The 25793-nt window shown below is 72.0% G+C and carries 20 protein-coding genes, 2 pseudogenes and 1 riboswitch; of the genes and pseudogenes, 19 read left to right on the forward strand and 3 right to left on the reverse strand.

Annotated elements, in window-relative coordinates:
• The first annotated feature begins 167 nt into the window (after positions 1–167).
• Positions 168–3698 (forward strand): transcription-repair coupling factor, encoded by a 3531-nt coding sequence (gene mfd, locus ACWDZ7_RS15495; RefSeq protein ID WP_451797311.1) that lies wholly within the window; start codon positions 168–170, stop codon positions 3696–3698.
• Positions 3699–3711: 13 nt separating this feature from the next.
• On the opposite strand, the gene ACWDZ7_RS15500 is transcribed toward mfd, so the two are convergent.
• Positions 3712–4158: a nuclear transport factor 2 family protein gene (locus ACWDZ7_RS15500; RefSeq protein WP_451797313.1), complete on the reverse strand. Its 447-nt coding sequence runs from the start codon at positions 4156–4158 to the stop codon at positions 3712–3714.
• 199 nt (positions 4159–4357) lie between these two features.
• Between ACWDZ7_RS15500 and ACWDZ7_RS15505 the strand changes: the two genes are divergently transcribed.
• The 3 genes from ACWDZ7_RS15505 to ACWDZ7_RS15515 all read left to right on the forward strand — a co-directional run bounded on the left by ACWDZ7_RS15505 (position 4358) and on the right by ACWDZ7_RS15515 (position 6724).
• Positions 4358–5065 (forward strand): MOSC domain-containing protein, encoded by a 708-nt coding sequence (locus ACWDZ7_RS15505; RefSeq protein ID WP_451797314.1) that lies wholly within the window; start codon positions 4358–4360, stop codon positions 5063–5065.
• Entirely contained in the window at positions 5062–5802 is a 741-nt protein-coding gene (locus ACWDZ7_RS15510) for an HNH endonuclease family protein (RefSeq protein ID WP_451797315.1), read from the forward strand. Before ACWDZ7_RS15505 ends, ACWDZ7_RS15510 begins: the two co-directional genes overlap by 4 nt.
• 157 nt (positions 5803–5959) lie before the next feature.
• The gene (locus ACWDZ7_RS15515; RefSeq protein WP_451797317.1) at positions 5960–6724 is read left to right on the forward strand and encodes an N-acetyltransferase; all 765 of its coding nucleotides are present in this window, start codon (positions 5960–5962) and stop codon (positions 6722–6724) included.
• Positions 6725–6769: 45 nt separating this feature from the next.
• Here ACWDZ7_RS15515 and ACWDZ7_RS15520 read toward each other — a convergent pair whose 3' ends face one another.
• Positions 6770–7579 (reverse strand): hypothetical protein, encoded by an 810-nt coding sequence (locus tag ACWDZ7_RS15520; RefSeq protein WP_451797318.1) that lies wholly within the window; start codon positions 7577–7579, stop codon positions 6770–6772.
• Between the two features lie 142 nt (positions 7580–7721).
• On the opposite strand from ACWDZ7_RS15520, the gene ACWDZ7_RS15525 reads away from it, so the two are divergent.
• From ACWDZ7_RS15525 to ACWDZ7_RS15585, 13 genes and pseudogenes are all read left to right on the forward strand, one after another.
• On the forward strand, positions 7722–9884 hold the full coding sequence (locus tag ACWDZ7_RS15525) for an N-6 DNA methylase (RefSeq protein ID WP_451797454.1): 2163 nt from the start codon (positions 7722–7724) through the stop codon (positions 9882–9884).
• A gap of 151 nt (positions 9885–10035) precedes the next feature.
• Positions 10036–10638 carry a hypothetical protein gene (locus ACWDZ7_RS15530; protein ID WP_451797319.1) on the forward strand — a complete coding sequence of 201 codons (603 nt, stop codon included), beginning with the start codon at positions 10036–10038 and terminating at the stop codon, positions 10636–10638.
• Positions 10639–10643: 5 nt separating this feature from the next.
• Entirely contained in the window at positions 10644–12203 is a 1560-nt protein-coding gene (locus ACWDZ7_RS15535; RefSeq protein ID WP_451797456.1) for a protein kinase domain-containing protein, read from the forward strand.
• Between the two features lie 168 nt (positions 12204–12371).
• Entirely contained in the window at positions 12372–13058 is a 687-nt protein-coding gene (locus tag ACWDZ7_RS15540; protein WP_451797321.1) for a SurA N-terminal domain-containing protein, read from the forward strand.
• A gap of 40 nt (positions 13059–13098) precedes the next feature.
• Positions 13099–14073 (forward strand): nucleoside triphosphate pyrophosphohydrolase, encoded by a 975-nt coding sequence (locus tag ACWDZ7_RS15545; RefSeq protein WP_451797322.1) that lies wholly within the window; start codon positions 13099–13101, stop codon positions 14071–14073.
• 320 nt (positions 14074–14393) lie between these two features.
• Positions 14394–15731 (forward strand): cytochrome P450 family protein, encoded by a 1338-nt coding sequence (locus ACWDZ7_RS15550; RefSeq protein ID WP_451797323.1) that lies wholly within the window; start codon positions 14394–14396, stop codon positions 15729–15731.
• 142 nt (positions 15732–15873) lie between these two features.
• Positions 15874–16965 (forward strand): transglycosylase family protein, encoded by a 1092-nt coding sequence (locus ACWDZ7_RS15555; protein WP_451797457.1) that lies wholly within the window; start codon positions 15874–15876, stop codon positions 16963–16965.
• 194 nt (positions 16966–17159) lie between these two features.
• Positions 17160–17331, forward strand: a riboswitch (cyclic di-AMP (ydaO/yuaA leader).
• A 4-nt stretch (positions 17332–17335) separates the two neighbouring features.
• A pseudogene (locus ACWDZ7_RS15560) lies at positions 17336–17725 on the forward strand (transglycosylase family protein); the annotation flags it as partial.
• Between the two features lie 129 nt (positions 17726–17854).
• Positions 17855–18058, forward strand: a pseudogene (locus tag ACWDZ7_RS15565) (LysM peptidoglycan-binding domain-containing protein); the annotation flags it as partial.
• Between the two features lie 331 nt (positions 18059–18389).
• A complete protein-coding gene (gene eno / locus ACWDZ7_RS15570) occupies positions 18390–19676 on the forward strand; it encodes a phosphopyruvate hydratase (RefSeq protein ID WP_451797324.1) in 1287 nt (428 codons plus the stop codon).
• A 99-nt stretch (positions 19677–19775) separates the two neighbouring features.
• A complete protein-coding gene (locus ACWDZ7_RS15575; protein WP_451797326.1) occupies positions 19776–20255 on the forward strand; it encodes an FtsB family cell division protein in 480 nt (159 codons plus the stop codon).
• A 22-nt stretch (positions 20256–20277) separates the two neighbouring features.
• On the forward strand, positions 20278–20868 hold the full coding sequence (locus tag ACWDZ7_RS15580) for a DUF501 domain-containing protein (RefSeq protein ID WP_451797327.1): 591 nt from the start codon (positions 20278–20280) through the stop codon (positions 20866–20868).
• Positions 20865–21806, forward strand: coding sequence for a Ppx/GppA phosphatase family protein (locus tag ACWDZ7_RS15585; RefSeq protein WP_451797328.1), 942 nt, complete (start codon positions 20865–20867; stop codon positions 21804–21806). The genes ACWDZ7_RS15580 and ACWDZ7_RS15585 overlap by 4 nt, the downstream gene beginning before the upstream one ends.
• Positions 21807–21823: 17 nt before the next feature.
• On the opposite strand, the gene ACWDZ7_RS15590 is transcribed toward ACWDZ7_RS15585, so the two are convergent.
• Entirely contained in the window at positions 21824–22357 is a 534-nt protein-coding gene (locus tag ACWDZ7_RS15590; RefSeq protein ID WP_451797329.1) for a hypothetical protein, read from the reverse strand.
• Between the two features lie 489 nt (positions 22358–22846).
• Here ACWDZ7_RS15590 and ACWDZ7_RS15595 point away from each other — a divergent pair, with 489 nt between their 5' ends.
• Together ACWDZ7_RS15595 and ACWDZ7_RS15600 are read left to right on the forward strand one after the other, a co-directional pair.
• Positions 22847–24250, forward strand: coding sequence for an NAD(P)/FAD-dependent oxidoreductase (locus ACWDZ7_RS15595; RefSeq protein ID WP_451518024.1), 1404 nt, complete (start codon positions 22847–22849; stop codon positions 24248–24250).
• 212 nt (positions 24251–24462) lie between these two features.
• Positions 24463–25761 carry a class I SAM-dependent methyltransferase gene (locus ACWDZ7_RS15600; RefSeq protein WP_451797459.1) on the forward strand — a complete coding sequence of 433 codons (1299 nt, stop codon included), beginning with the start codon at positions 24463–24465 and terminating at the stop codon, positions 25759–25761.
• Positions 25762–25793: the final 32 nt, after the last annotated feature.

Consider the following 25793-nt stretch of genomic DNA (forward strand, 5'->3'; position numbering starts at 1 on the left):
GAGCGGGTCCGGGGCGGAGCCCCGTAGCGGGGGCTTTCCCATCCCGTTATCGGAACATTGTGCGCCAGGCACAGCTCCACCCCGCCGGGCGCCCCGCGCCGAGCGGCCCGCACCGGCCGACCCGGAGTCGTACGCTGGAGGCCCCCCGGCCCGAGAGAAAGCCTTCCATGAGCCTGCACGGTCTGCTCGACGCTGTCGTCAAGGACTCCGCACTCGCCGAGGCGGTCAAGGCCGCCACCGACGGCCACCGTTCCCACGTCGACCTGGTCGGGCCGCCCGCGGCGCGCCCGTTCGTGGTGGCGGCGCTGGCCCGCGAGTCCGGCCGCCCCATCCTCGCCGTGACGGCCACGGGCCGCGAGGCGGAGGATCTGGCCGCGGCGCTGCGCACGATCCTGCCGCCGGACGGCGTCGTGGACTACCCCTCCTGGGAGACGCTGCCGCACGAGCGGCTCTCACCCCGCTCCGACACGGTCGGCCGCCGCCTCGCGGTCCTGCGCCGCCTCGCGCACCCCCGCCCGGACGACCCGGAGACCGGCCCGGTCTCCGTCGTCGTCGCACCGATCCGCTCCGTGCTCCAGCCGCAGGTCAAGGGGCTGGGCGACCTGGAGCCCGTGGCCCTGCGCGCCGGTGAGACCGCCGACCTCGACGCGATCGTCGAGGCGCTCGCGGCGGCGGCGTACTCCCGGGTCGAGCTGGTCGAGAAGCGCGGCGAGTTCGCGGTGCGCGGCGGCATCCTCGATGTGTTCCCACCGACCGAGGAGCACCCGCTGCGCGTCGAGTTCTGGGGCGACGACGTCGAGGAGATCCGCTACTTCAAGGTCGCCGACCAGCGCTCCCTGGAGGTCGCCGAGCACGGCCTGTGGGCGGCGCCCTGCCGCGAGCTGCTGCTCACCGACGACGTGCGCGAGCGGGCGGCGGCCCTCGCCGGACAGCACCCGGAGCTGGGCGAGCTGCTCGGGAAGATCGCCGAGGGCATCGCGGTCGAGGGCATGGAGTCCCTGGCCCCGGTCCTGGTGGACGACATGGAGCTGCTGCTCGACGTCATGCCGAAGAACAGCATGGCCGTGGTCTGCGACCCGGAGCGGGTGCGTACGCGCGCGGCCGACCTGGTGGCGACGTCGCAGGAGTTCCTCCAGGCCAGCTGGGCGGCGACGGCCGGTGGCGGCGACGCCCCGATCGACGTGGACGCGGCCTCCCTGTGGGGCATCGCGGACGTCCGGGACCACGCGCGCGACCTCGGCATGATGTGGTGGTCGGTGAGCCCCTTCGCCGCCGACGAGGAGCTGGACGACGACACCCTCAAGCTCGGCATGCACGCCCCGGAGACGTACCGCGGCGACACCGCGAAGGCCCTCGCCGACACCAAGGGCTGGCTCGCCGACGGCTGGCGCACCGTCTACGTCACCGAGGCCCACGGCCCCGCCGCCCGCACCGTGGAGGTCCTCGGCGGCGAGGGCATCGCGGCCCGCCTGGACGGGGACCTCACCGAGCTGACGCCGTCGGTGGTGCACGTCTCCTGCGGCTCGATCGACTACGGCTTCATCGACCCCGCGCTGAAGCTCGCCGTGCTCACCGAGACCGACCTCTCCGGGCAGAAGGCGGCCGGCAAGGACGGCCGGCGCATGCCCGCGCGCCGCCGCAAGACGATCGACCCGCTGACCCTGGAGGCCGGCGACTACATCGTCCACGAGCAGCACGGCGTCGGCCGCTACATCGAGATGGTGCAGCGCACCGTCCAGGGCGCGACCCGCGAGTACCTGGTCGTGGAGTACGCCCCCGCCAAGCGCGGCCAGCCCGGCGACCGCCTCTACATCCCCACCGACCAGCTGGAGCAGATCACCAAGTACGTGGGCGGCGAGGCCCCCACCCTGCACCGCCTGGGAGGCGCCGACTGGACGAAGACGAAGGCGCGCGCGAAGAAGGCGGTCAAGGAGATCGCCGCCGACCTCATCAAGCTGTACTCCGCCCGCATGGCCGCGCCCGGCCACGCCTTCGCGCCCGACACGCCCTGGCAGCGCGAGCTGGAGGACGCCTTCCCGTACGTGGAGACGCCCGATCAGCTCACCACGATCGCCGAGGTCAAGGACGACATGGAGAAGACGGTCCCGATGGACCGACTGATCTGCGGCGACGTCGGCTACGGCAAGACGGAGATCGCGGTCCGCGCGGCCTTCAAGGCGGTGCAGGACGGCAAGCAGGTCGCCGTACTCGTCCCGACGACGCTCCTGGTCCAGCAGCACTTCGGCACGTTCTCCGAGCGGTACTCGCAGTTCCCGGTCAACGTACGGGCGCTCAGCCGCTTCCAGACGGAGACCGAGTCCAAGGCGACCCTGGAGGGCCTGCGCGACGGCTCGGTGGACATCGTCATCGGCACGCACCGCCTCTTCTCCTCCGAGACCAGGTTCAAGGACCTGGGCCTGGTCATCGTCGACGAGGAGCAGCGCTTCGGCGTCGAGCACAAGGAGCAGCTGAAGAAGCTCCGCGCCAACGTGGACGTGCTGACCATGTCGGCCACCCCCATCCCTCGTACGCTCGAAATGGCGGTCACCGGCATCCGCGAGATGTCCACGATCACCACCCCGCCCGAGGAGCGCCACCCGGTCCTGACCTTCGTAGGACCGTACGAGGAGAAGCAGATCGGCGCCGCCATCCGCCGCGAACTGCTGCGCGAGGGCCAGGTCTTCTACATCCACAACCGCGTCGAGTCGATCGACCGCGCGGCGGCGCGGCTGCGGGACATCGTCCCCGAGGCGCGCATCGCCACAGCGCACGGTCAGATGTCCGAACAGGCCCTGGAACAGGTCGTCGTCGACTTCTGGGAGAAGAAGTTCGACGTGCTCGTCTCGACGACGATCGTCGAGTCCGGCATCGACATCTCCAACGCCAACACGCTGATCGTGGAGCGCGGCGACAACTTCGGCCTCTCCCAGCTCCACCAGCTGCGCGGCCGCGTGGGCCGTGGCCGCGAGCGCGGCTACGCCTACTTCCTCTACCCGCCGGAGAAGCCGCTGACGGAGACCGCCCACGAGCGTCTCGCCACCATCGCCCAGCACACGGAGATGGGCGCGGGCATGTACGTGGCGATGAAGGACCTGGAGATCCGCGGCGCCGGAAACCTGCTGGGCGGCGAGCAGTCAGGGCACATCGCGGGCGTCGGCTTCGACCTGTACGTACGGATGGTCGGCGAGGCCGTGGCCGACTACCGCGCGTCCCTGGACGGCGGTGTGGAGGAGGAGCCGCCCCTCGAGGTCAAGATCGAGCTCCCGGTGGACGCGCACGTCCCGCACGACTACGCGCCCGGCGAGCGGCTGCGCCTCCAGGCCTACCGCGCCATCGCCTCCGCCAACACGGAGGAGGACGTCAAGTCCGTACGCGAGGAACTCACCGACCGCTACGGCAAGTTGCCGGAGCCCGTGGAGAACCTCCTCCTGGTGGCGGGCCTGCGGATGCTCGCCCGCGCCTGCGAGGTCGGCGAGATCGTCCTCCAGGGCAACAACATCCGCTTCGCCCCGGTGGAGCTGAGGGAGTCGCAGGAGCTGCGCCTCAAGCGGCTCTACCCCGGGACGGTCATCAAGGCGAACGCCCACCAGATCCTGGTGCCGCGCCCCAAGACCGCGAAGGTCGGCGGCAAGCCGCTGGTCGGCCGCGAACTGCTCGGCTGGGTCGGGGAGTTCCTGACGTCGATCCTGGGGTCGTAGCCGGCGGCGGGGCTCACGGGGTGCACGCCTCGGCTATCGACAGGCTGTTCTCGTAGAGGTGGTGGCGGGTGATCCGGCCGTCCTCGACGGTGAGCCGCAGCGCGAAGGGGCCTTCGAAGGACTTGCCGGTGGCCCGTACGGTGCCCGAGACGTGGCCCATCAGGACGGCGTCGGCGCCGTCGACGAGGAAGGTGTCGACGGAGGCGCGGGCGTCCTCGGCCACGGTGTGCTCCATCAACTCCGTGAACTGGGCGGCGCACTCCGCGGCCGTGGACCGCGGCCTGATCCACGGCACGACGGGGTTCTCGGCGAGCAGCCAGTCGACCTCGTCGGCGAAGAGGGCCGTCAGGCGCGCCGTGTCTCCGGCGACGCGGGCGGCGAGGAACTCCTGGACGGCGGCGCGGGTGGCCTCCGCCCGGTCGGCGGCGTTCGCGGGGGCGGCGGCGGGCGTGACGGACATGGGGTACTCCTCCGGATGTGCGGTCTCTGCGACATGACTGATCCTGCCGGGGCACGGGGGCACGGTCGATTACCCGCCGGGTAATGCCGGGTGATGAGGAGAAGGAGACACGCGTCGGCCGACGAGCCGTGCGTACGGATGTACGTATGCACGGGCTACGGTGGGGCCGGAGAATTCACCCCAGGGGAGGGAGAGCGCCGTGCCGCTCACGGTCGTCGGTCTGGCCTGTCATCCGGTGAAGTCGATGCTCGGCGAGGAGCGCGAGCGGCTCGACTTCGACGCGCGCGGCGTCGTCGGCGACCGGCTGTGGGCCCTGCGGTACGCGGACGGCAAGCTCGGCAGCGGCAAGGACAGCAGGCGCTTCCGCCGCACCCCGGGACTCCTGGAGCACCGCGCGGCGTACGACGTCGACGGCACCCCCGTCGTCACCACGCCGGACGGCACGACACTGCGCCCGGGCGACCCCCGCATCCCCCGACTCTTCGGTGAGGGCGCCGAACTGGCCCGCGAAGGAGAGGTCAACCACCAGGACGCCGCCGGTGTCTCCCTCGTGGGTACGGCCTCGCTGCGCGCGCTAGGGGAGCTGCTCGGCGACGCCGACCCCGTCGACGTACGGCGGCTGCGCAAGAACATCGTCGTGGAGACCGCCGAACCGTGGATCGAGGAGAGCTGGGTCGGCCGCGAGATCACCCTCGGTGGCGGCGCGGGGGAGCGGGAGCCGCTGCGGCTGCGCGTCGTCGAGCGGGTCGTGCGCTGCGTGATGACCACGCAGGCCCAGCCCGGACTGCCCGAGGACGGCCGTGTCCTGAAGACCCTCGCCGCCGCCCGCGACATGTGCGTCGGCGTCTACGCGGAGGTCGTCACGCCCGCCCCGCTCGCCCTCGGCGCCACGGTGGCCGCGCTGTGAACCGTCGTACCACCACCGCCGCACTGCTCGCGCTGATCGCCGTCCCCGCGCTGCTCACCGGCTGCGAGTTCGAGAGCAAGGACCAGGGAGGAGGCGGCGCCGCCGGGCCCGACGCGAAGGCGGGGTCCGCGCTGGCGGCCGTCGACACACTCACCGTCAAGGGCCGCGCGCCCAGGACGGGTTACGACCGGGACCGGTTCGGCAGCGCCTGGGCCGACACGGACTCCAACGGCTGTCCCACCCGGGACGACATACTCAAGCGGGACCTGAAGGACGTCACGTATCGGGACTCGTACCGGGGCAAGGACTGTCAGGTCGCCACCGGCACGCTCGCGCCCGACCCCTACACCGGCAAGGACGTGACGTTCCGGCGCGGCCGCAGCCAGGTCGACATCGACCACCTCGTCGCCCTCTCGGACGCCTGGCAGAAGGGCGCGGCCCGCTGGGAGCCGAGCAAGCGCATCGCCTTCGCCAACGACCCGCTGAACCTCGTCGCCGTCGACGCGGGCCCCAACCGCAGCAAGGGCGACGGCGACACGGCGACCTGGCTGCCGCCGAACAAGGCCTACCGCTGTACGTATGTCGCCGGTCAGGTCGGGGTGAAGAAGAAGTACGGGGTGTGGGTGACCGGCGCCGAGCGGGACGCCATGAAGAAGGTGCTCGCCACCTGCCCGGACAGGAAACTCCCGACCGGAACGGCCCCGACCACGGCGCCAAACCGCTTCAAAGCCGGCTGACTCCGACCCCGGAAGAGGCCCCGAAGAGGCCCCGAAGAGGCCCCGAAGGGGCCCTGAAGGGGCGCGGGGAACTGCGCGACCAGCCACGACGAACTCGCAGGGAACGCCACCGGATATCGGATACCGCCCACCCCGCGGGACGCGTACCGTGCGCCGCATGGACCTGAAGATCACCACCTTGGCCGAGCGGCCGGACCTCGCGGACCCGCTCTGGCGCATGGCCGAGGACTGGCCCGAGTTCATCCTCCACGACCCGGTCGGCTGGTCGCTGATCGGCCGCATCGTGACGGAGTTCCCGGAGTACGTGCTGGTAGCCACGGACGGGGCAGGCAAGGACGGTGCCGGGAACGGCAAGGTCGTGGCCCGAGCGTTCAGCGTGCCGCTCGCCCTACGCACCCGCGGGGACGGTGAACTGCCCGACGGCGGCTGGGACCAGGTCCTGCTGTGGGCCTTCTCCGACCTGCGGCACGGCAAGGAGCCCGACACGGTGAGCGCCATCGAGATCACCGTCGACCCCGCCGCGCAGGGCAGGGGCATATCGGGGCGGATGCTCGCGGCGATGCGGGAGAACGCCCGCGCCCGTGGCTTCTCCGAGGTCGTCGCGCCCGTGCGCCCCAACGCCAAGCACCTCGAACCGGCCGCGCCGATCGACGAGTACGCCCACCGCACGCGCGAGGACGGGCTGCCGCACGACCCGTGGCTGCGGGTGCACGTCCGCGCGGGCGGCACCGTCGAGAAGATCGCGCACGCCTCCATGACGGTGTCCGGGTCGACCGCGCAGTGGCGCGAGTGGACGGGGCTGCCCTTCGACCAGGCGGGCCCCGTCGAGGTGCCGGGCGCGCTGGTGCCGGTGCACTGTGAACCGGAGCGCGGCTACGGCGTGTACGTCGAGCCGAACGTGTGGGTGCGGCACGTGCTGTGAGCGTGCCGCACCGACACGTACGGGGTGTACGGGGTGCGCGGAGGGTCAGCTGCCCAGCTTGTCCAGGTCGAGGACGTCGCCGGTCGGCGGTGTCGCCTTCACCGGCTTGTCGTAGTCGCCGAACGTCAGGGACTCCGGCTTGCCGTCGGTCTTCGTGTCGACCCTGAGCAGGTACGGCTTGCCCTCCGTGGCGACGTAGAGCGTGTACTTCTCCTTGCCGTCGCTCTCGGTGAGCTTGATCGCGGGGGTGCCGTCGACCGTGGTCGTCCCGCCCCTGCGCGCCGCGGAGTTGACGTCCTTGAAGTCGGCGAGCAGGGCGTCGAGGTCGCAGAACCCGGCGATCTCCTTGGCGTCGGCGCTCGTCGCCTTCGTCTTCGCCCAGCGGTTCGCGAGCATGTCCACGGCGGCCTGTACGTCGGCCGCGGGCTCACCCTTGCTCTGGGCGCGCAGGAACTTCTCGTCGTACTTCATGTAAACGGTCCTGCCGGGGATGATCAGGTCGATCGACCCCTCTTTGTCCATGCCCATGGTGCCCACGCACTTGCCCTTGGTGTCCAGGGCCATGTCCATCGACAGCAGACCGGCTTCCCCGTCCGGAACCTCACCCTTGATGCTCAGGGACTTGGCGCCCGAGGTCGCCTTGACGGCCTTGTCGGCGATCTCGCCGCCGGACATGCCGGCGAAGGGGCCCTTCGGCTTGTCGGCCTTGCCGCTCTCGCCGCCGCAGGCCGTGAGGCCCGCCGTGGCGGCGGTGGCGAGGCAGACCGCGGCGATCGCGGTACGGCGAAGACGCAGGTGGTGACGCAGATGGTGACGCAAGGGAATCCCCCCAGGGAAGTCGTTCGATGGAGACATCACAGCAGGTTCTTGTGAACCGAGTCAACACGAGTTGATGTGAATCGCGAGTTAACAGCCGTGAACGCCTCCCCTGCAAATGATCTCCCTGGGTATGCTCGACCGCGCGCGACTGACCCCGCGCGACGAGGGGAGCTGCTGGATGAAGCCGCGGGACGACGCGACCGAGGTGACCGCCGCCGGAATCGCCCGGCTGGCCGGCGTGGGCCGCGCCGCCGTCAGCAACTGGCGCCGCAGGCACGGGGACTTCCCCAAACCCGTCGGCGGCACGGAGACCAGCCCCTCCTTCGCGCTCGCCGACGTCGAGCGGTGGCTGCGCGCGCAGGGCAAGCTCGTCGAGGTCCCCTTGCGCGAACGCGTCTGGCAGCAGCTCGCCGGACATCCCGCGGGAGCCGTCACCGCCCTCCTGCACGCGGGCTGCGCCCTGCTCCTGGTCCGCGACAGGCCGCCCGCCTGGCTCGCGCTCAGCGCAGTGTCGGACGAACGGATGGCCCAGCTCCTGCCCGGTGAGCTCGAAGACGTCGTGGCCCCACGGTTCGGCGTCCGGCGCCGACGGGCCGTGCGCGTCCCCGAGCCCGCCGAACTGCTGCCCTCCGTACCGCTGCTGCGCGCGGTCGCCGAGCTGGCGGCCGAGCTGGGCGCCAAACAGACGTACGAGTTCCTGATCGGCCGGCAGACGGACGCCAATCCCCGCCAGTACACGCTCACCCCGGCAGGCCCCGCCGCGCTCATGGCCGAGCTGGCCACGAGCGCGGGCCCCGCCCGCACCGTCCTCGACCCCGCCTGCGGCACCGGCGCCCTCCTGCGCGCGGTCCCGCCGCGCCCCGACCAGTACCTGTACGGCCAGGACAGCGCCCCCGAACTGGCCGCCCTCACCGCGTTGCGCCTCGCCCTGCACTCCGACGCCACCGTGCGCACCATGGCCGCCGACACGCTGCGGGCCGACGCCTACGACGACCGCAGAGCCGACGCCGTCCTCTGCCACCCCCCGTTCAACGAACGCAACTGGGGCCACGACGAACTGGCCTACGACGCCCGCTGGGAGTACGGCTTCCCGGCCCGCGCCGAGTCCGAACTCGCCTGGGTCCAGCACGCGCTGGCCCGCCTCCTCGACGGCGGCACCGCCGTCCTGCTGATGCCGCCCGCCGCCGCGTCCCGCCGCTCGGGCCGCCGCATCCGCGCCGACCTGCTGCGCCGGGGCGCCCTCCGCGCGGTCATCGCCCTGCCCGCCGGTGCCGCGCCGCCGTACAACCTGCCGCTGCACGTATGGGTGCTGCGCAGGCCGGGCCCGGCCGCGCCGCCCGCGCCCGAGCTGCTCCTCGTGGAGGCGGCGGGGGCGGCCGGGGCTCCCTCCGCCGACGGCCGCGACCGACAGCTCTGGCCCGCCGTGCAGGACGCCGTGCTCGACGTCTGGCGCCACTTCGACCGGCACGGCACGGCCCAGGAGCGGCCCGGCCTCGCCCGCTCGGTGCCGGTGCTGGAACTCCTCGACGACGAGGTCGACCTGGCCCCCGCCCGCCGGCTGCCGCCCCCGGCCACGGGCGGCGGCACCACGGAGCTGGCGGCCGTACGGGAGAGTCTCGGCGAGGCGCTGCGCCGGGCCGCCGACCTGACACCGTCCCTCGCGGGCTCCACGGATGCGGGCTCCACAGACGCGGGCTGCGCGGGCGCGGGTGCCACGGAGCGGGAGCCCGCCGACGCGTCGCACCCGCCCTCGACCACCGTCGGCGAACTGGCCCGGACGGGCGCCCTGACCCTGCACACCGGCACCGGCGCCGCGAGCGGCGGCATGCCCGTCCTCACCGACCACGACGTCCTGACCGGCGGCGCGCCCTCCGGAACGGCCCTCTCCTCCGGGGCCGCCCTCTCCTCCGGATCCGCCGACGAAGGCACGCCGGACGAGGCGGTCGTGCGCACCGAGCCCGGCGACGTCGTCGTCCCCGTCTTCGGCGGCGGCGCCGCGGCCCGCGTCGTCGACGAGGCCACCGCGGGCGCCGCCCTCGGCCGCGGCCTCACCCTGCTGCGCCCGGACCCGGCCGCGCTCGACCCGTGGTTCCTCGCGGGGTTCCTGCGCGGCACCGCGGGCCACCGCCGCGCCAGCAGCTACGCCTCCACCTCCGCCCGGCTCGACGTCCGCCGTCTGCGGCTGCCCCGGCTGCCGCTCGCCGGGCAGCGCGGCTACAGCGAGCGGTTCCGTGAACTGGCCGCCTTCGAGGACGCGCTGCGCCTCGCGGGCAGGCTCGGTGAGCGGCTCGTGCGCGGCATGCACGACGGACTGACGGAGGGAACGTTTCCGCCGGAGTGACGCGGGCGTGCCCGGGCGCGGCCGCGTGGCCGGTGCGACAACGGCCGTGACCAGTACGACAACGGTTCGGTACAACCCGGGACCGCTTCCCGTTGTCGGCCTATACGCTCGATCCCGCATTCGTTCGTCCTTCAGGTACCCAGGAGCAGCCATGCACGGCCACGGCCACGCGCCGCAGCAACCGCCGCCCCCTTCCGGCGGCACGCATGTGACGCTCCGCGTGCTCTTCGTGGTCCTCGCGGTGGTGACGTGCGGTCTGCTCGCGTGGACCACGCTGCTGCGGCTCGCGATCGTGACCCGCAAGGCGTACGACTGGGCCCTCTTCGGCGTCGCGACGGCGCTGGACGTCACCGCCCTGGTGCTGATCGGGATGGACCCGGGCGAGGACGAGTTCCAGGGCCCGGGCAACGCGGGCATGATCATCCTGCTCTGCACGCTGATGGCGGCCGTCGCCTACTACCTGTTCGCCGAGATACGCCACTTCAGCCGCTACCGGCCGGCGGCGCCGGGCTTCCCCGCCCCCGGCCCCGCCCACAGCTACGGCCATGGACCGCAGCAGACGCAGCCCGTGTACGGCTACCCGCACCAGCAGCCTCCGGCCCCGGCCCCTCAGCAGCCCGCTCCCGCGCCCGCGCCTCCGCAGCCGACCGCCCCGACCGCCCCCCAGCCCACCGCGCCCGCCCGCATCCACCAGGTCCGCGCCGAGCTGGACGAGCTCAGCGACTATCTGCGCAAGCAGCAAGGCGGCAGCTGACCGTGGTGGCGGGGACCGGGATCGGGGCCGGGATCGGGACCGGCGGACGCGTCGTCGCCGGACGCTATGAACTCTCCACGCTCATCGGCCAGGGCGGCATGGGCCAGGTCTGGACGGCGTACGACCAGCGCCTGGACCGCCGCGTCGCCGTGAAGCTGCTCCGCCCCGACCGTGTCGCGGGCGCCGAGGCCGAGGAGCTGCGCCGCCGCTTCGTGCGCGAGTGCCGCGTGACCGCGCAGGTGGACCACCCGGGCCTGGTCACCGTGCACGACGCGGGCAGCGAGGCCGAGGACCTGTACCTCGTCATGCAGTACGTCGACGGCGCCGACCTCGGCGACCACCTCGCCGAGCACGACCCCTACCCCTGGCAGTGGTCCGTCGCCGTCGCCGCGCAGCTGTGCGCCGTGCTCTCCGCGGTGCACGCCGTACCGATCGTCCACCGCGACCTCAAGCCACGGAACGTGATGGTCAAGCAGGACGGCACCATCTCCGTCCTCGACCTCGGCATCGCCTCCGTGATGGACACCGACACCACCCGCCTCACCCACACCGGATCGCCGATCGGCAGCCCCGCGTACATGGCGCCCGAGCAGGCGATGGGCGGCGCCGTCGGCCCGTACACCGATCTCTACGCGCTCGGCGTGCTGATGCACGAACTGCTCAGCGGCGACGTGCCGTTCTCCGGCTCCACCGCGCTCGGTGTCCTCCACCGCCACCTCTACGAGCCGCCGCTCCCGGTCCGCCGGCTGCGCCCCGAGGTGCCGGAGGCCCTGGAGTCCCTCGTCCTGCGGCTGCTCGCCAAGGACCCCCAGCACCGCCCCGCCGGCGCCCAGCAGGTCTACGAGGAGCTGGCACCGCTGCTGCCCGCCCGCGGCATCCCCTCCGGCCGCCCGCTCGATCCCACGCGGCCCTTCCTGCGCCCGCACGCGCCCTGGCCGGACCGCGCCACGACGCCCGCGCCCACCCCCGACATGCCGACGCGGCCGCCCAGTTCACCGCCGCGCCAGGACGTCGCACGGGCCGTCGAGGACGTCAAGCGGCTCCTCGGCGAGGGCCGCATCACCCAGGCAGTGGACATCCTCGGCTCGATCCTCCCGGCCGCCGCCGCCGAGCACGGCGAGCACTCACCCGTCGTACGCACGCTCCGCAAGCAGTACGCCGCCACGCTCATGGACGACGGCCAGTACCGCCGCGCCCTGCCCGAGCTGCGGCGCCTCGCCGACGAGCGGGCCGCCGAGTCCGGCCACGCCGACCCGCACTCGCTCCAGTTCCGCTACGAGGCCGCGCAGTGCCTTGAGCAGCTCGGCGAACCGGCCGCCGCGCTCGCCGAGTACCGCGCGCTGCTCCCCTATTACGAGAACCAGTACGCGACGGACGACCGCCGCCAGTCCCTGGAGATCCGCCGCCGCATGGGCCATCTGCTGCTCGCCCTCGGCGACCGGGCCGCCGCCCACGACACGCTGGCGCGGCTGCTGCACGACGCGGAGCTGCTGCACGGCCCCGGCCACCCCTTCCCCGCGGAGATCCGGCGGACGCTCCAGTGGCTCGGTCAGGTGCGCGGCTAGCCACGGGCCGCCTCGGGTGCCCTGGGCTGCCCCTGGGTGACCCCGGGTGCCTCAACTCCCGCCGAATCGTTGGTCGAATAGCTGGCCGAGAAGACGGCCACTGCCTACCATCGATCACTGCCGGACGTTTGTGCACCGACGCACAAACTCGTAGCAGGGAGGCCCACCTTGCACCGCCGCACCAGCCGCCGCACCAGCCGTCGCACCGCGCTCGTCCTCTCCACCGCCGCGCTCGCCGCGGCCCCCCTCCTCACCGCCTGCGGCAGCGAGGCGCATCCCGGCGCCGCCGCCGTCGTCGGCCAGGAACGCATCACGGTCGCGCAGTTGGAGAGCCGGGTGAACGAGGTGCGCGACGCGCAGCGGGCCGCCATCCCCGACGACACGCAGTACGCGCAGGCCATCGGCAAGACCGGCCGCCTCGCCCGCACCACGCTGCACACGATGGTCCTCGACAAGGTCCTGCACCGCGCGGCCACCGACGCCGGGGTGGGCGTCACGCGCCGCGACATCCAGACCATGCGGACGGGCATGGAGCGGCAGGCGGGCGGCAAGAAGGCTCTGGAGGGTGAGTGGCTGCAGCAGTACGGCGTCGCGCCGGCCCGCCTCGACGAAACGCTGCGTACGGAGATCGAGGCGCAGAAGCTGGCGAAGAAGCTGGGCGCGGACATGAACTCGCCGCGGGGCCAGGAGCTGTTCTGGAAGTCCCTCACCGCCGCCTCCAAGAAGCTCGACATCGACCTGAACCCTCGGTACGGCACCTGGGACGTCGACAAGAACAAGCTCGCGGACGCCAAGACGCCGTGGGTGCGCGAGCTGCCCGGTTCGGGGGCGGGCGCCGGGGACCGGGAGGCGTAGCGGACGGCGGGCCCGCGGCGGCCTGGGTTACGTTCGTCGGGTGAACGACACCACCGCCGAGGCCGTCGGCCGAGTCATCCTGCTGACCACCAGCCACCGCGTCGCGCCGGGCCTCCTGTCCTGGCCCGCCTGGCAGGCGCTGCGCGGCGCCGACGAGGTGCTGTGCGCCGACGCCGGCCACCCGCAGCTGCCCTACCTGCGCGAGGCGGGCGTGGCCGTGGCGCTCGCCTCGCCCACCGCCGAGGAGCTGGTGGACGCCTGCGCGGGCGGCCGCACGGTCCTGATCGTCGCCACCGCCGAGGGCGACCGCCCCCTCACCGACGGCCTGGCCCGCCTCGCGGGCTCGGGCCGCGTCGCGATGCCGGACCTGGAACTGCTCCCCGCCTCGTACGACCTGCCCGGCGCGCGCCTGCTCGACCTGGTCCAGGTCATGGACCAGATCCGCGACGAGTGCCCCTGGTCCTCCCGGCAGACGCACAAGGGCCTGGCGAAGTACGCGATCGAGGAGGCGTACGAACTGGTCGAGGCGATCGAGGAGGGCGACCGGGAGGAACTGCGCGAGGAACTCGGCGACGTACTGCTCCAGGTGTTCTTCCACGCCCGCATCGCCGAGGAGGACACCGAGACCCCGTTCTCCGTCGACGACGTCGCGGCCGGCATCGTCGACAAACTCATCCACCGCCACCCGCACGTCTTCGGCGACGACTCGGCGGACACCCCCGAGGACGTCAAGGCGCACTGGCTCCGAACCAAGGCACAGGAGAAGCGGCGCACCTCACTCACGGAGGGCATCCCCCTGGGCCAACCGGCCCTGGCCCTGACCGCGAAGCTGGCCTCACGGGTACGGACGGCGGGCCTGGACGTCCAGATGCCCGAGGGCCAGGACGTGGGCCACGAACTCCTCGCACTGGCCCTGCGCGCAGAGGCAGAGGGCACCGACCCCGAGGCGGCACTACGTGCCACGGCACGCGCCTACCGCGACGCGGTACGAGCGGCGGAGGCCGCGGAAGCGTAGCGGCAAACCTGGGCGGGCGAAGCCCCGCCCAGGGGCGCGGGGAACTGCGCGAGCAACCCGGATGTACCCGCACCGGCCGGCCGAGGGCGGTCGGCAGACGCCGAGGCGGGATGGCCCGCCGCAGGCGAGGGCGGGCGGGCGAAGCCGCCCAGGGGCGCGGGGAACGGCGCGAGCAACCCCGACGTGCCCGCACCTGCGGGGGAGATGGCCCGCCGCAGGCGAGTGGGGGCGGGCGAAGCCGCCCAGGGGCGCGGGGAACTGCGCGAGCAACCCGACGTACCCGCACCTGCCCCGTCCACCCGGCCGGATACGGTCATCGCATGCACGACCAGCCCCCCGCTCCGCCCCCCGCCGGATGCCCCTCCCAGACGCCGCCCGAGGCCCAGGGGCCCGAACTCTTCACCTGGGAGTTCGCCACCGACCCCTACCCCGCCTACGCCTGGCTGCGCGAGAACTCCCCGGTGCACAGGACCACGCTGCCCAGCGGCGTCGAGGCGTGGCTCGTGACGCGGTACGCGGACGCACGGCAGGCCCTCGCCGACCAGCGGCTCAGCAAGAATCCGGCCCATCACGACGAGCCCGCGCACGCCAAGGGCAAGACCGGCATCCCCGGCGAGCGCAAGGCCGAGCTGATGACGCATCTGCTCAACATCGACCCGCCGGACCACACCCGCCTGCGGCGGCTCGTCTCGAAGGCGTTCACACCCCGCCGCGTCGCAGAGTTCGCGCCCCGGGTGCAGGAGCTGACGGACGCCCTGATCGACACGCTCGTCGACAAGCACGGCGCGGCCGAGGGCGAGGGCGAGGGCGAGGCCGACCTCATCCACGAGTTCGCCTTCCCGCTCCCCATCTACGCCATCTGCGACCTCCTCGGCGTCCCCCGCGAGGACCAGGACGACTTCCGCGACTGGGCGGGCATGATGATCCGCCACGGGGGAGGGCCGAGGGGCGGCGTGGCCCGCTCCGTGAAGAAGATGCGCGGCTATCTGGCCGAGCTGATCCACCGCAAGCGCCTCGACCCCGGCGACGACCTCATCTCCGGCCTCATCCGCGCCTCCGACCACGGCGAGCACCTCACGGAGAACGAGGCCGCCGCCATGGCCTTCATCCTGCTCTTCGCCGGTTTCGAGACCACCGTCAACCTCATCGGCAACGGCATGTACGCCCTCCTCACCCACCCCGAGCAGCGCGCCCGCCTGCAGAAGGCGCTGGCGGATGGAGACACGGGCCTCCTGGAGACCGGCGTCGAGGAACTGCTCCGCTTCGACGGGCCCGTGGAGCTCGCCACGTGGCGGTTCGCCACCGAGGCGCTGACCGTCGGCGGGCAGCGCGTCGCCGCCGGCGACCCCGTCCTCGTCGTGCTCGCCGCCGCCGACCGCGACCCCGAACGCTTCGAGCGGCCCGACACCCTTGACCTCTCCCGAAGTGACAACCAGCACCTCGGATACGGGCACGGCATCCACTACTGCCTCGGCGCCCCACTCGCCCGCCTGGAGGGCCAGACCGCCCTCGCGACGCTGCTGCGGCGCCTTCCCGATCTGCAACTAGCGGCCGACCCCGAGGATTTGCGGTGGCGTGGCGGGCTGATCATGCGAGGACTGCGCACCCTGCCGGTGGAGTTCACAACCGCACAGAAAACGGCCGCCGAACGGGACTGAACTGACGGAGCGTCACGACTGTGATGTTCGCGTGATCTCCCCTGCATCGACTTGTGACAAGCGTTCGACTGCGGCTACGTTCACGTCGACTCGGGCACCCCGGTGCCCCTGTCGCCGCAATAGTCTCGTGAAAGGCAACCGCATGCTCTCCGGCAATGGTCGTCACCGACGCCCCCGCCAGGCCCCGGCCCTCATCGTCGCGGCAGGAGTCACCGGATCCGCCATCGCCATCCCGCTCCTCGGAGCCACCAGCGCGAGCGCCGCCGAGACGGCGACCTGGGACAAGCTCGCCGAGTGCGAGAGCGGCGGCGCGTGGAGCGCCAACCCCGGCAATGGTTACTACGGAGGGCTCCAGCTCTCACAGGAGACCTGGGAGCGGCACGGCGGCCTCGACTACGCGCCGAGCGCCGACCAGGCCTCCAAGTCCCAGCAGATCGCCGTCGCGGAGAAGATCCTCGACGGCCAGGGCCCCGCGGCCTGGCCGAGCTGCGCCCCGATCGCCGGACTCACCAACGGCGGCGCCGCGGCCGACGTGGACCCGGGTGACCCGGTCGTCCCCGACTCGTCCGGTTCGACCGGCTCCGAGAAGTCCCCGGACAAGGACAAGGGCAAGGACAAGGGCGCGGACAAGTCGGACAACAAGTCGGACGCCAAGCCGGACACCAAGCCGGACGACAAGTCCTCCGGCTCCGCCGACCCGTCCGACGGCACGTCAGACGCCCCCGGCTCCCCCGACGGCGACGGCGACGACGCGAGCGACACGCCCGGCTCGGACGGCACCTCCCGAGACAAGAATCACGACAAGACGGGCAACAAGGGCACCGAGGGCAACAAGGGTGCCGAGGGCCCCGAGAGCGACGCGGGCAAGACGGACGGCAAGGGCGGGGCGGGCGATCCCGGCAAGTCCGGGCGGAAGGACAGCACTTCCCCCGGGTCCGAGGACCCGGCCGCTCCCACCGACGACACCGCCTCCGGCCGCCACCGCGGCGACCGCGCGGACGAGACCGCCTCCGGCGACCGTCCCGGACGGCACGCCTCGCGCGGCGCGGACCGCTCGGAGAAGCTCGCCGACGGGACGTACAAGGTCCGCTCCGGGGACAACCTTTCAGCGATCGCGGACGACCTCGACGTCGATGGCGGCTGGCGCGAGCTCTACACCGAGAACAAGAAGACCGTCGGCGCGGACCCGGACCTCATTCTCCCCGGTCAGAGCCTCGATTTGGGCGAAAAGTAAGGGAAGTTGACGAAGCGTCCGGCGGGGACTTCGTGCCGAATGTCCCTATTGGTGCAAGTGAGAGATGGGTCTCAGAAGCCCTGATCGCCTTTGAAATTCCGGCGATCCCCTGTCTACGGTCGTGACCGCCCGCCATTGGTGGGCCCCGCCGGTCGGTACGCCGAATCCTGCCAACGGCCGGACGGGAACAGTCGTCGCTTCGAGCGCCGTAGGCAGGAGCGGGGGACCCAAGGTAAGCGCCGTTGCGAAACGGCTAGGGGTGAAGGCGCCATACGAGTAGCTAGGAGTAGCTACGAGTAGCGCGTCCGGGCAACTTCACTGGCCCGAACCCGACAGCTCACCTCGCAGGCGTCGGTGAGGGGATCAACTCATGCTGTTTTCCAGCAAGGGCAAGCACCGCCGTCCGTCCAAGACCACCCGTGTCGTCACGCTCGCCGGTGTCACCGGTGTCGCCGTGGCCGCCCCGCTGATGGCCGCCGGTTCGGCCTCCGCCGCCACCGGCGCCGAGTGGGACGCCGTGGCCCAGTGCGAGTCCGGCGGCAACTGGTCGATCAACACCGGCAACGGCTACCAGGGCGGCCTGCAGTTCTCGCCGTCCACCTGGGCCGCGTACGGCGGCACCAAGTACGCGCCGAGCGCCGACAAGGCCTCCAAGGCCCAGCAGATCGAGATCGCCGAGAAGGTCCTCGCCGGTCAGGGCAAGGGTGCCTGGCCGAGCTGTGGCGTCGGCCTCTCGGGCGCCGCGTACAACGGCGGCGGTGGCGGCTCGCAGCAGCAGGCCCCGCAGGAGCAGGCCAAGCCGAAGCCGCAGCCGCAGCAGCCGCGGCAGCAGGCCGCCCCGCAGCAGACGCAGCAGGCCCCGAAGCCGCAGCCCGCGCCGCAGACCGAGTCCAAGAAGACCGTCGAGACCCCGACCGGCAAGACGGTCGAGAAGGGCGACGGCGAGTACAAGGTCAAGACCGGCGACACGCTCTCCAAGATCGCCGAGACGCACGACGTCAAGGGCGGCTGGCAGAAGGTCTACAAGCTCAACGGCGACATCATCGACGACGCCGACTTCATCTACCCGGGCCAGCAGCTCCACCTGAGCTGACCCGCCCGCGGCCGTGCCTCGGCGGACGCACGGCCGCTCTCCCCGTCCCCACGGGCTCCCCGCCCCGGTGCGCGTATCCCCCGTACGCACCGGGGCGGGGCCGTGTCCGCCCGCCGCTCGTCCTCCGCTCGCTCTCCGGCCACTGTTCGCTACCAGCGAGTAGAAAAAGGGGGCTTACGCCCTGTTTCCCGGCCGTTTGGGCTCTCCTCCGTCCCAGGGGACGGGCGGTCGGCTGGCCGAAGGCTCCGGGCCGGTTAGGCTCAGGAGACGCAGGGCCGAAGCGGCCCGGCGTAATCGTGTTTACGCGTCACACTCCCAGAAGGAGATGCTCGTGCCGTCCATCGACGTCGTCGTAGCCCGGGAAATCCTGGACTCCCGAGGCAACCCCACGGTCGAGGTCGAGGTCGGCCTCGACGACGGCAGCACCGGTCGTGCCGCCGTCCCGTCCGGTGCCTCCACCGGTGCCTTCGAGGCCATCGAACTCCGCGACGGTGACCCCAACCGTTACCACGGCAAGGGCGTGGAGAAGGCCGTCCTCGCCGTCATCGAGCAGATCGGCCCGGAGCTCGTCGGCTACGACGCCACCGAGCAGCGCCTGATCGACCAGGCCATGTTCGACCTGGACGCCACCGACAACAAGGGCTCGCTCGGCGCCAACGCCATCCTCGGCGTCTCCCTCGCCGTCGCGCACGCCGCCTCCGAGACCAGCGACCTGCCGCTCTTCCGCTACCTCGGCGGACCCAACGCGCACCTGCTGCCCGTCCCGATGATGAACATCCTGAACGGCGGGTCGCACGCCGACTCGAACGTCGACATCCAGGAGTTCATGATCGCGCCGATCGGCGCCGAGTCGTTCTCCGAGGCGCTGCGCTGGGGCACCGAGGTCTACCACACGCTGAAGAAGGTCCTGAAGAGCAAGGGCCTGGCCACCGGCCTCGGCGACGAGGGCGGCTTCGCCCCGAACCTCGACTCCAACCGCGCCGCCCTCGACCTCATCCTCGAGGCCATCAAGGAGGCCGGTTACATCCCCGGCGAGCAGATCGGCCTCGCGCTCGACGTCGCCGCGTCCGAGTTCTACAAGGACGGCAAGTACCAGTTCGAGGGCAAGGAGCGCTCGGCCGCCGAGATGACCGAGTACTACGAGGAGCTCGTCGCCTCGTACCCGCTCGTCTCCATCGAGGACCCGCTCTTCGAGGACGACTGGGCCGGCTGGAACGCCATCACCGAGAAGCTCGGCGACAAGGTGCAGCTCGTCGGCGACGACCTGTTCGTCACCAACCCGGAGCGCCTGGCGCGCGGCATCGAGGAGAACTCGGCCAACGCCCTGCTCGTCAAGGTCAACCAGATCGGTTCGCTGACCGAGACCCTGGACGCCGTCGAGATGGCCCAGCGCAGCGGCTTCAAGTGCATGATGTCCCACCGCTCCGGCGAGACCGAGGACGTCACCATCGCCGACCTCGCCGTCGCCACCAACTGCGGCCAGATCAAGACCGGCGCCCCGGCCCGCTCCGAGCGCGTCGCCAAGTACAACCAGCTCCTGCGCATCGAGGAGATCCTCGACGACGCCGCGGTCTACGCCGGCCGCAGCGCGTTCCCGCGCTTCCGCTCCGCGGAGTAGTGGGCACCACGTAGTCACCTACCTACGTCCCCGCACCCGGTCCCGTACCGTGTGCGGGGACGTACGTACGTATACGCGCTGCTCTGGGGAGGCGGAACCATGGCCAAGGCCGGGCCCAAGGACCGGTACTCCACCGCTACCCGCCTGCGGCTGCTCGGCGAGCAGACCGCCGAGCGCGTCTACCGCTCCCAGACCAAGCGCCAGGCGCGCCGCTCCCGGCTCACCGGCCGCGCGGCGCTCCTCGCGCTCGTGATCTGCTCCATGGTCGTCGCGCTCGCGTACCCGATAAGGCAGTACGTGTCGCAGCGCGCCGAGATCGACGACCTGCGCCGGCAGCAGGCCGAGCGCCAGGAGGACGTCGAGAGGCTGCGCGACGAGAAGGCCCGCTGGCAGGACGACGCGTACGCGGAGCAGCGCATCCGGGACCGCCTGCACTACGTGATGCCCGGCGAGACCGGATTCACGGTGATCGACCCCGCGGCGGTGAACAGCCGGCGCCCGGACCAGGAGGTGGCCCCGCGCCCCTGGTACTCGAACGTCTGGGACGGCGTGGACAAGGCCGACCGCCCCGCAAACTGACTCATTGACACGAAAGACAGGCATGGAAACGCCCCCCCGTCACCCGGCCACCGCCCCTCACGGACAGCGCTCCGCGCAGACCCCTTCTGGTCCGCCGACCACCCCGCGCACCGAGCCGACCGACGCCGACGTCGAGGCCTTCAAGCAGCAGCTCGGCCGCCCGCCGCGCGGCCTGCGGGCCATCGCGCACCGCTGCCCCTGCGGTCAGCCGGACGTCGTGGAGACGGCGCCGCGCCTCCCGGACGGCACGCCCTTCCCGACGACGTACTACCTCACCTGCCCGCGTGCCGCCTCCGCGATCGGCACCCTTGAGGCCAACGGCGTCATGAAGGAGATGTCGGAGCGGCTCAAGACGGACCCGGAGCTGGCCGCCGCGTACCGCGCGGCGCACGAGGACTACCTCGCGCGCCGCGACGCCATCGAGGTCCTGGAGGGCTTCCCGAGCGCGGGCGGCATGCCGGACCGCGTGAAGTGCCTGCACGTCCTGGTCGGCCACTCCCTGGCCGCGGGCCCCGGCGTGAACCCCCTCGGCGACGAGGCCATCGCGATGCTGCCCGAGTGGTGGGCCAAGGGCCCCTGCGTCACACCGTGCGCCCCCGAGGGCGACGCGTGACCCGGGTCGCCGCCATCGACTGCGGCACGAACTCGATCCGCCTCCTGGTGGCGGACGCCGACCCGGCCACGGGCGAACTCGTCGACCTCGACCGCCGGATGACGATCGTCCGCCTCGGCCAGGACGTGGACAGGACGGGCCGCCTCGCCCCCGAGGCGCTGGAGCGCACCTTCGCGGCCTGCCGCGAGTACGCCGAGGCGATCAAGGCGCACGGCGCGGAGCGGGTCCGCTTCGTCGCCACGTCCGCCTCGCGCGACGCGGAGAACCGTGACGAGTTCGTCCAGGGCGTCCTGGACATCCTCGGCGTCGAGCCGGAGGTCATCACCGGCGCGCAGGAGGCGGAGTTCTCCTTCACGGGCGCGACCAAGGAGCTCACCGGCCGCGACGACCTGGCAAAGCCGTACCTGGTGGTGGACATCGGCGGCGGTTCGACGGAGTTCGTGGTCGGCGCCGACTCCGTCAGGGCGGCCCGCTCGGTGGACATCGGCTGCGTCCGCATGACGGAACGTCACCTCGTGCGCGACGGAGCCGTCGCCGATCCCCCGGCGCGGGAGCGGTTCGCCGCGGTCCGCGCGGACATCGAGGCGGCCCTGGACCTCGCCGAGCGGACGGTCCCGCTCAAGGAGGCCCGCACGCTGGTCGGCCTCGCGGGCTCGGTGACGACGGTCGCCGCGATCGCGCTCGGCCTCGACACGTACGACTGGCGGGCGATCCACCACTCCCGGATCTCCTACGAGCAGGTCGCCTCCATCACGGAACGCCTGATGACCACCACGCACGCCGAGCGCGCCGCGATCCCGGTGATGCACCCGGGCCGCGTCGACGTCATCGCGTCGGGCGCCCTCGTCCTGCTCGCGATCATGGACAGGATCGACGCCCGCGAGGTCGTCGTGAGCGAGCACGACATCCTCGACGGCATCGGCTGGTCCATCGCCTGAGGCGCCGCCGGTCTCTGTCAGGCGGCCCGGCACAGGTCCGTGGGACCCGGCGGAGTCGCGGCGTGGGGCAGGAGCGCGGGGACGGGGCCGATGTGGCGGGCGGGGGCCGAGCGGGTTCCGGTGAAGACCATGAGCCGCAGCACCGCGAACCGCGCCACGCCTGCGAGCGCGGAGGCGGACAGGTAGACGGCCTGTTCGAGCACCGCGCCGGGCGCCGCCACCAGCTGCTGAAGGGCGAACATCGCCGCGCAGGTCACCGCGTACGCGGCCGCCGCCGAGCCGGCCGACTGGGCGTGCTGGCGCCAGGTCGCCCGGCGGCCCGCGCCGAAGGTGAAGCGGGCGTGCAGTTCGGTGGCCAGGAGCGTGGAGGCCGCGGTGATCACGGCGTTGGCCAGCGCCCAGGGGAGCCAGGTGGCGAGCGCCGCCACGGCGAAGCTGGAGGCGAGCCCCACCCCGCCACCGCAGAGGACGAACCGGGCGAAGGCGGCGAAGGGGCCGCGGGTGCGGGAGGTGCCGGAAGATGCCTGTTCCTGGCTCTGTGCTCTCTCCATGACCCCGACCCCTTTGAATCGTCCACCCTGTGAATAGCTCACCCCTGCTGTCGAAGGTCAGAGGGGGGCGCGCCATCGATGGTGCCATCATGGCACATGAGTGGTGCCACTCATAGTCCTTTGTGGTGCCACCTTCGTTTCCGGCAGGCTGTGGCGACAAAGTTCGTGAAGTTCTTCACAAGGATTTCGGGCCCGATGGGCAAGGTTCCGAGGTGCCAAGGCCCCGAAAAGGGCATCCGTGGGCTCCCCGGGGTGTCACGGGGGCGTTCCGGGCGGGTGGCCCGCAGGCCGAGCGGTTCAGTGGTTCACTGGCGCCCGGGAATCAGAGCGGCAGCTCACAAGGGGTGGGCAACGACTCGCGTGGTGCGGTGGTTCCCCTGGGGCGCCATGACCTCGGTCACGTGGGCGGCGAAGTGTAGCAGAGGCCCCCTCCATGCTTGTGAAGGGGCGCACGAGCGACCCCCGCCGGACGGGTGGATACTCGATGGCATGAGCACCACGGAGCGTCCCAGGATCCTCGTAGTAGGCGGTGGGTACGTAGGCCTGTACGCAGCTCGGCGCATCCTCAAGAAGATGCGCTACGGAGAGGCGACCGTCACGGTCGTCGACCCCCGGTCGTACATGACCTACCAGCCCTTCCTCCCCGAAGCCGCCGCCGGCAGCATCTCGCCGCGGCACGTCGTCGTCCCGCTGCGACGGGTGCTGCCCAAGGCCGAGGTCCTCACCGGCCGGGTCACCACCATCGACCAGGACCGGAAGGTAGCCACCATCGCCCCCCTCGTGGGCGAGGCGTACGAGCTGCCCTTCGACTACCTCGTCATCGCGATGGGCGCGGTCTCCCGCACCTTCCCGATCCCCGGCCTCGCCGAGCAGGGCATCGGCATGAAGGGCATCGAGGAGGCCATCGGCCTGCGCAACCACGTCCTCGAGCAGCTGGACAAGGCTGACTCCACGACCGACGAGGACGTCCGCCGCAAGGCGCTGACCTTCGTCTTCGTCGGCGGTGGCTTCGCGGGCGCGGAGACCATCGGCGAGGTCGAGGACATGGCCCGCGACGCGGCCAAGTACTACAACAACGTGAAGCGCGAGGACATGCGCTTCGTGCTGGTCGACGCCGCGGACAAGATCCTCCCCGAGGTCGGCCCGAAGCTCGGCCAGTACGGCAAGGAGCACCTGGAGAGCCGCGGGGTCGAGGTCTACCTCTCGACGTCGATGGACTCCTGCGTGGACGGCCACGTCGTCCTGAAGAACGGCCTGGAGGTCGACTCCAGCACCATCGTGTGGACCGCCGGCGTCAAGCCGAACCCGGCGCTCACCCGCTTCGGTCTGCCGCTCGGCCCGCGCGGCCACGTGGACACCCGGACCACGCTCCAGGTGCAGGGCACGGACTACATCTGGGCCGCGGGCGACAACGCGCAGGTGCCGGACCTCGTCGGCCGCAAGGCGGGCAACGAGAACGCCTGGTGCCCGCCCAACGCCCAGCACGCGCTGCGTCAGGCGAAGGTCCTCGGCGACAACGTGATCTCCGGCATGCGGGGCTTCCCGCAGAAGGAGTACAGCCACGCCAACAAGGGTGCGGTCGCCGGTCTCGGCCTGCACAAGGGCGTCGCGATGATCGTCATGGGCAAGATGAAGATCAAGCTCAAGGGCCGTCTCGCCTGGTACATGCACCGCGCGTACCACGGCATGGCGATGCCGACGTACAACCGCAAGATCCGCGTCTTCGCGGACTGGACGCTCGGCATGTTCCTCAAGCGCGAGGTCGTCTCCCTCGGTGCTCTGGAAGCGCCTCGCGAGGAGTTCTACGAGGCCGCCAAGCCGGCCCCGAAGCCGCAGGTCGCGGCCGAGCCCGCCCCGGCGGTCAAGGCCGAGGAGAAGGCCAAGGCCTCCTGACCTCGCGTCACTGATCCACCCCGAAGGGGGCCGCCCGCCATCCGTGGTGCGGGCGGCCCCCTCCGGCGTACCCGGACACCAAGTAGGTGCCCCTGGCAGCTGTTTTGCCGTTCCATGACGCGTCTACGGGACTGCGCACGGGGTCCTCCGGTGTTTACGTGGTGTCGGACCATTGGGACCGTTCCGGGGTCGACCTCACGGAGGTGTGCGCCATGCAGAACGCCGCGCTGCGGCTGAAGGACCTTGCCGAGCAGCTCATGGGAGCTGAGCTACCGGTACGTATCCGCGCCTGGGACGGCTCGCAGACCGGGCCCCCGGGCGCCCCCGCCCTCGTCGTACGCAACCGCCGCGCCCTCCGCCACCTCCTGTGGAAGCCGGGTGAACTGGGCCTGGCCCGCGCCTGGGTCGCCGGTGACCTCGACGTCGACGGGGATCTCTACGAGGCGCTCGACCGGATGGCCGAGTTCATCTGGGAGCGGGACGAGGACGCGAGGAGCGTGCCGCAGGCCCTGCGCGACCCGCGCATCCGCGCCGCCGCCCGCTCACTGCTCGCCCTCTCCGCGCCCTTCCTGCCGCCCGCGCCGCCCCCGGAGGAGATGCGCAGACGCGGCCGTCTCCATCTGCACACCAAGGGCAGCGACCGGCGGGCCATCAGCCACCACTACGACGTGGGCAACGACTTCTACGAGCTGGTGCTCGGCCCCTCGATGGTCTACTCCTGCGCCTACTGGGCCTCGCCCGACTCCACCCTGGAGGACGCCCAGCGAGACAAGCTCGAACTCATCTCCCGCAAGCTCGCCCTGAAGCCCGGAATGCGCCTGCTCGACGTCGGCTGCGGCTGGGGCTCCATGGCGATCCACGCGGCCCGCGAGCACGGCGTCACCGTCGTCGGCATCACCCTCTCCCAGGAGCAGGCCGCCTACGCCAGGAAACGCATCGCCGAGGAGGGCCTCACCGACCGGATCGAGATCCGAGTCCAGGACTACCGGGACGTGCGCGACGGCCCGTACGACGCGATCTCCTCCATCGGCATGGCCGAACACGTCGGTTCCGAGCGCTACCTGGAGTACGCGCACGACCTGCACGCCCTGCTGAAGCCGGGCGGACGGCTGCTCAACCACCAGATCGCGCGCCGGCCGCAGGGCGACGAATCGGCGTACACGGTCGACGAGTTCATCGACGCGTACGTCTTCCCCGACGGGGAGCTGGCACCCGTGGGGACCACGGTGGGGCTGCTGGAGCGCGCCGGGTTCGAGGTGCGCGACGTGGAGGCCATCCGGGAGCACTACGCCCTCACGCTGCGCCGCTGGGTCGCCAACCTGGAGGCGAAGTGGCCCGAGGCCCAGCGCCTCACCTCGCCCGGCCGCGCCCGCATCTGGCGGCTCTACATGGCCGCCTCCGCGCTCGCCTTCGAACGCAACCGCATCGGCGTCAACCAGGTCCTCGCGGTGAAGACCCCCGAGGGCGGCGCCTCGGGGATGCCGCTGCGGGCCCGGGAGTGGCGCGCGTAGTCCATGCGTACGTACGTACGTGAGGGGCCCCG

The sequence above is a fragment of the Streptomyces sp. NPDC003032 genome, from assembly GCF_053591415.1.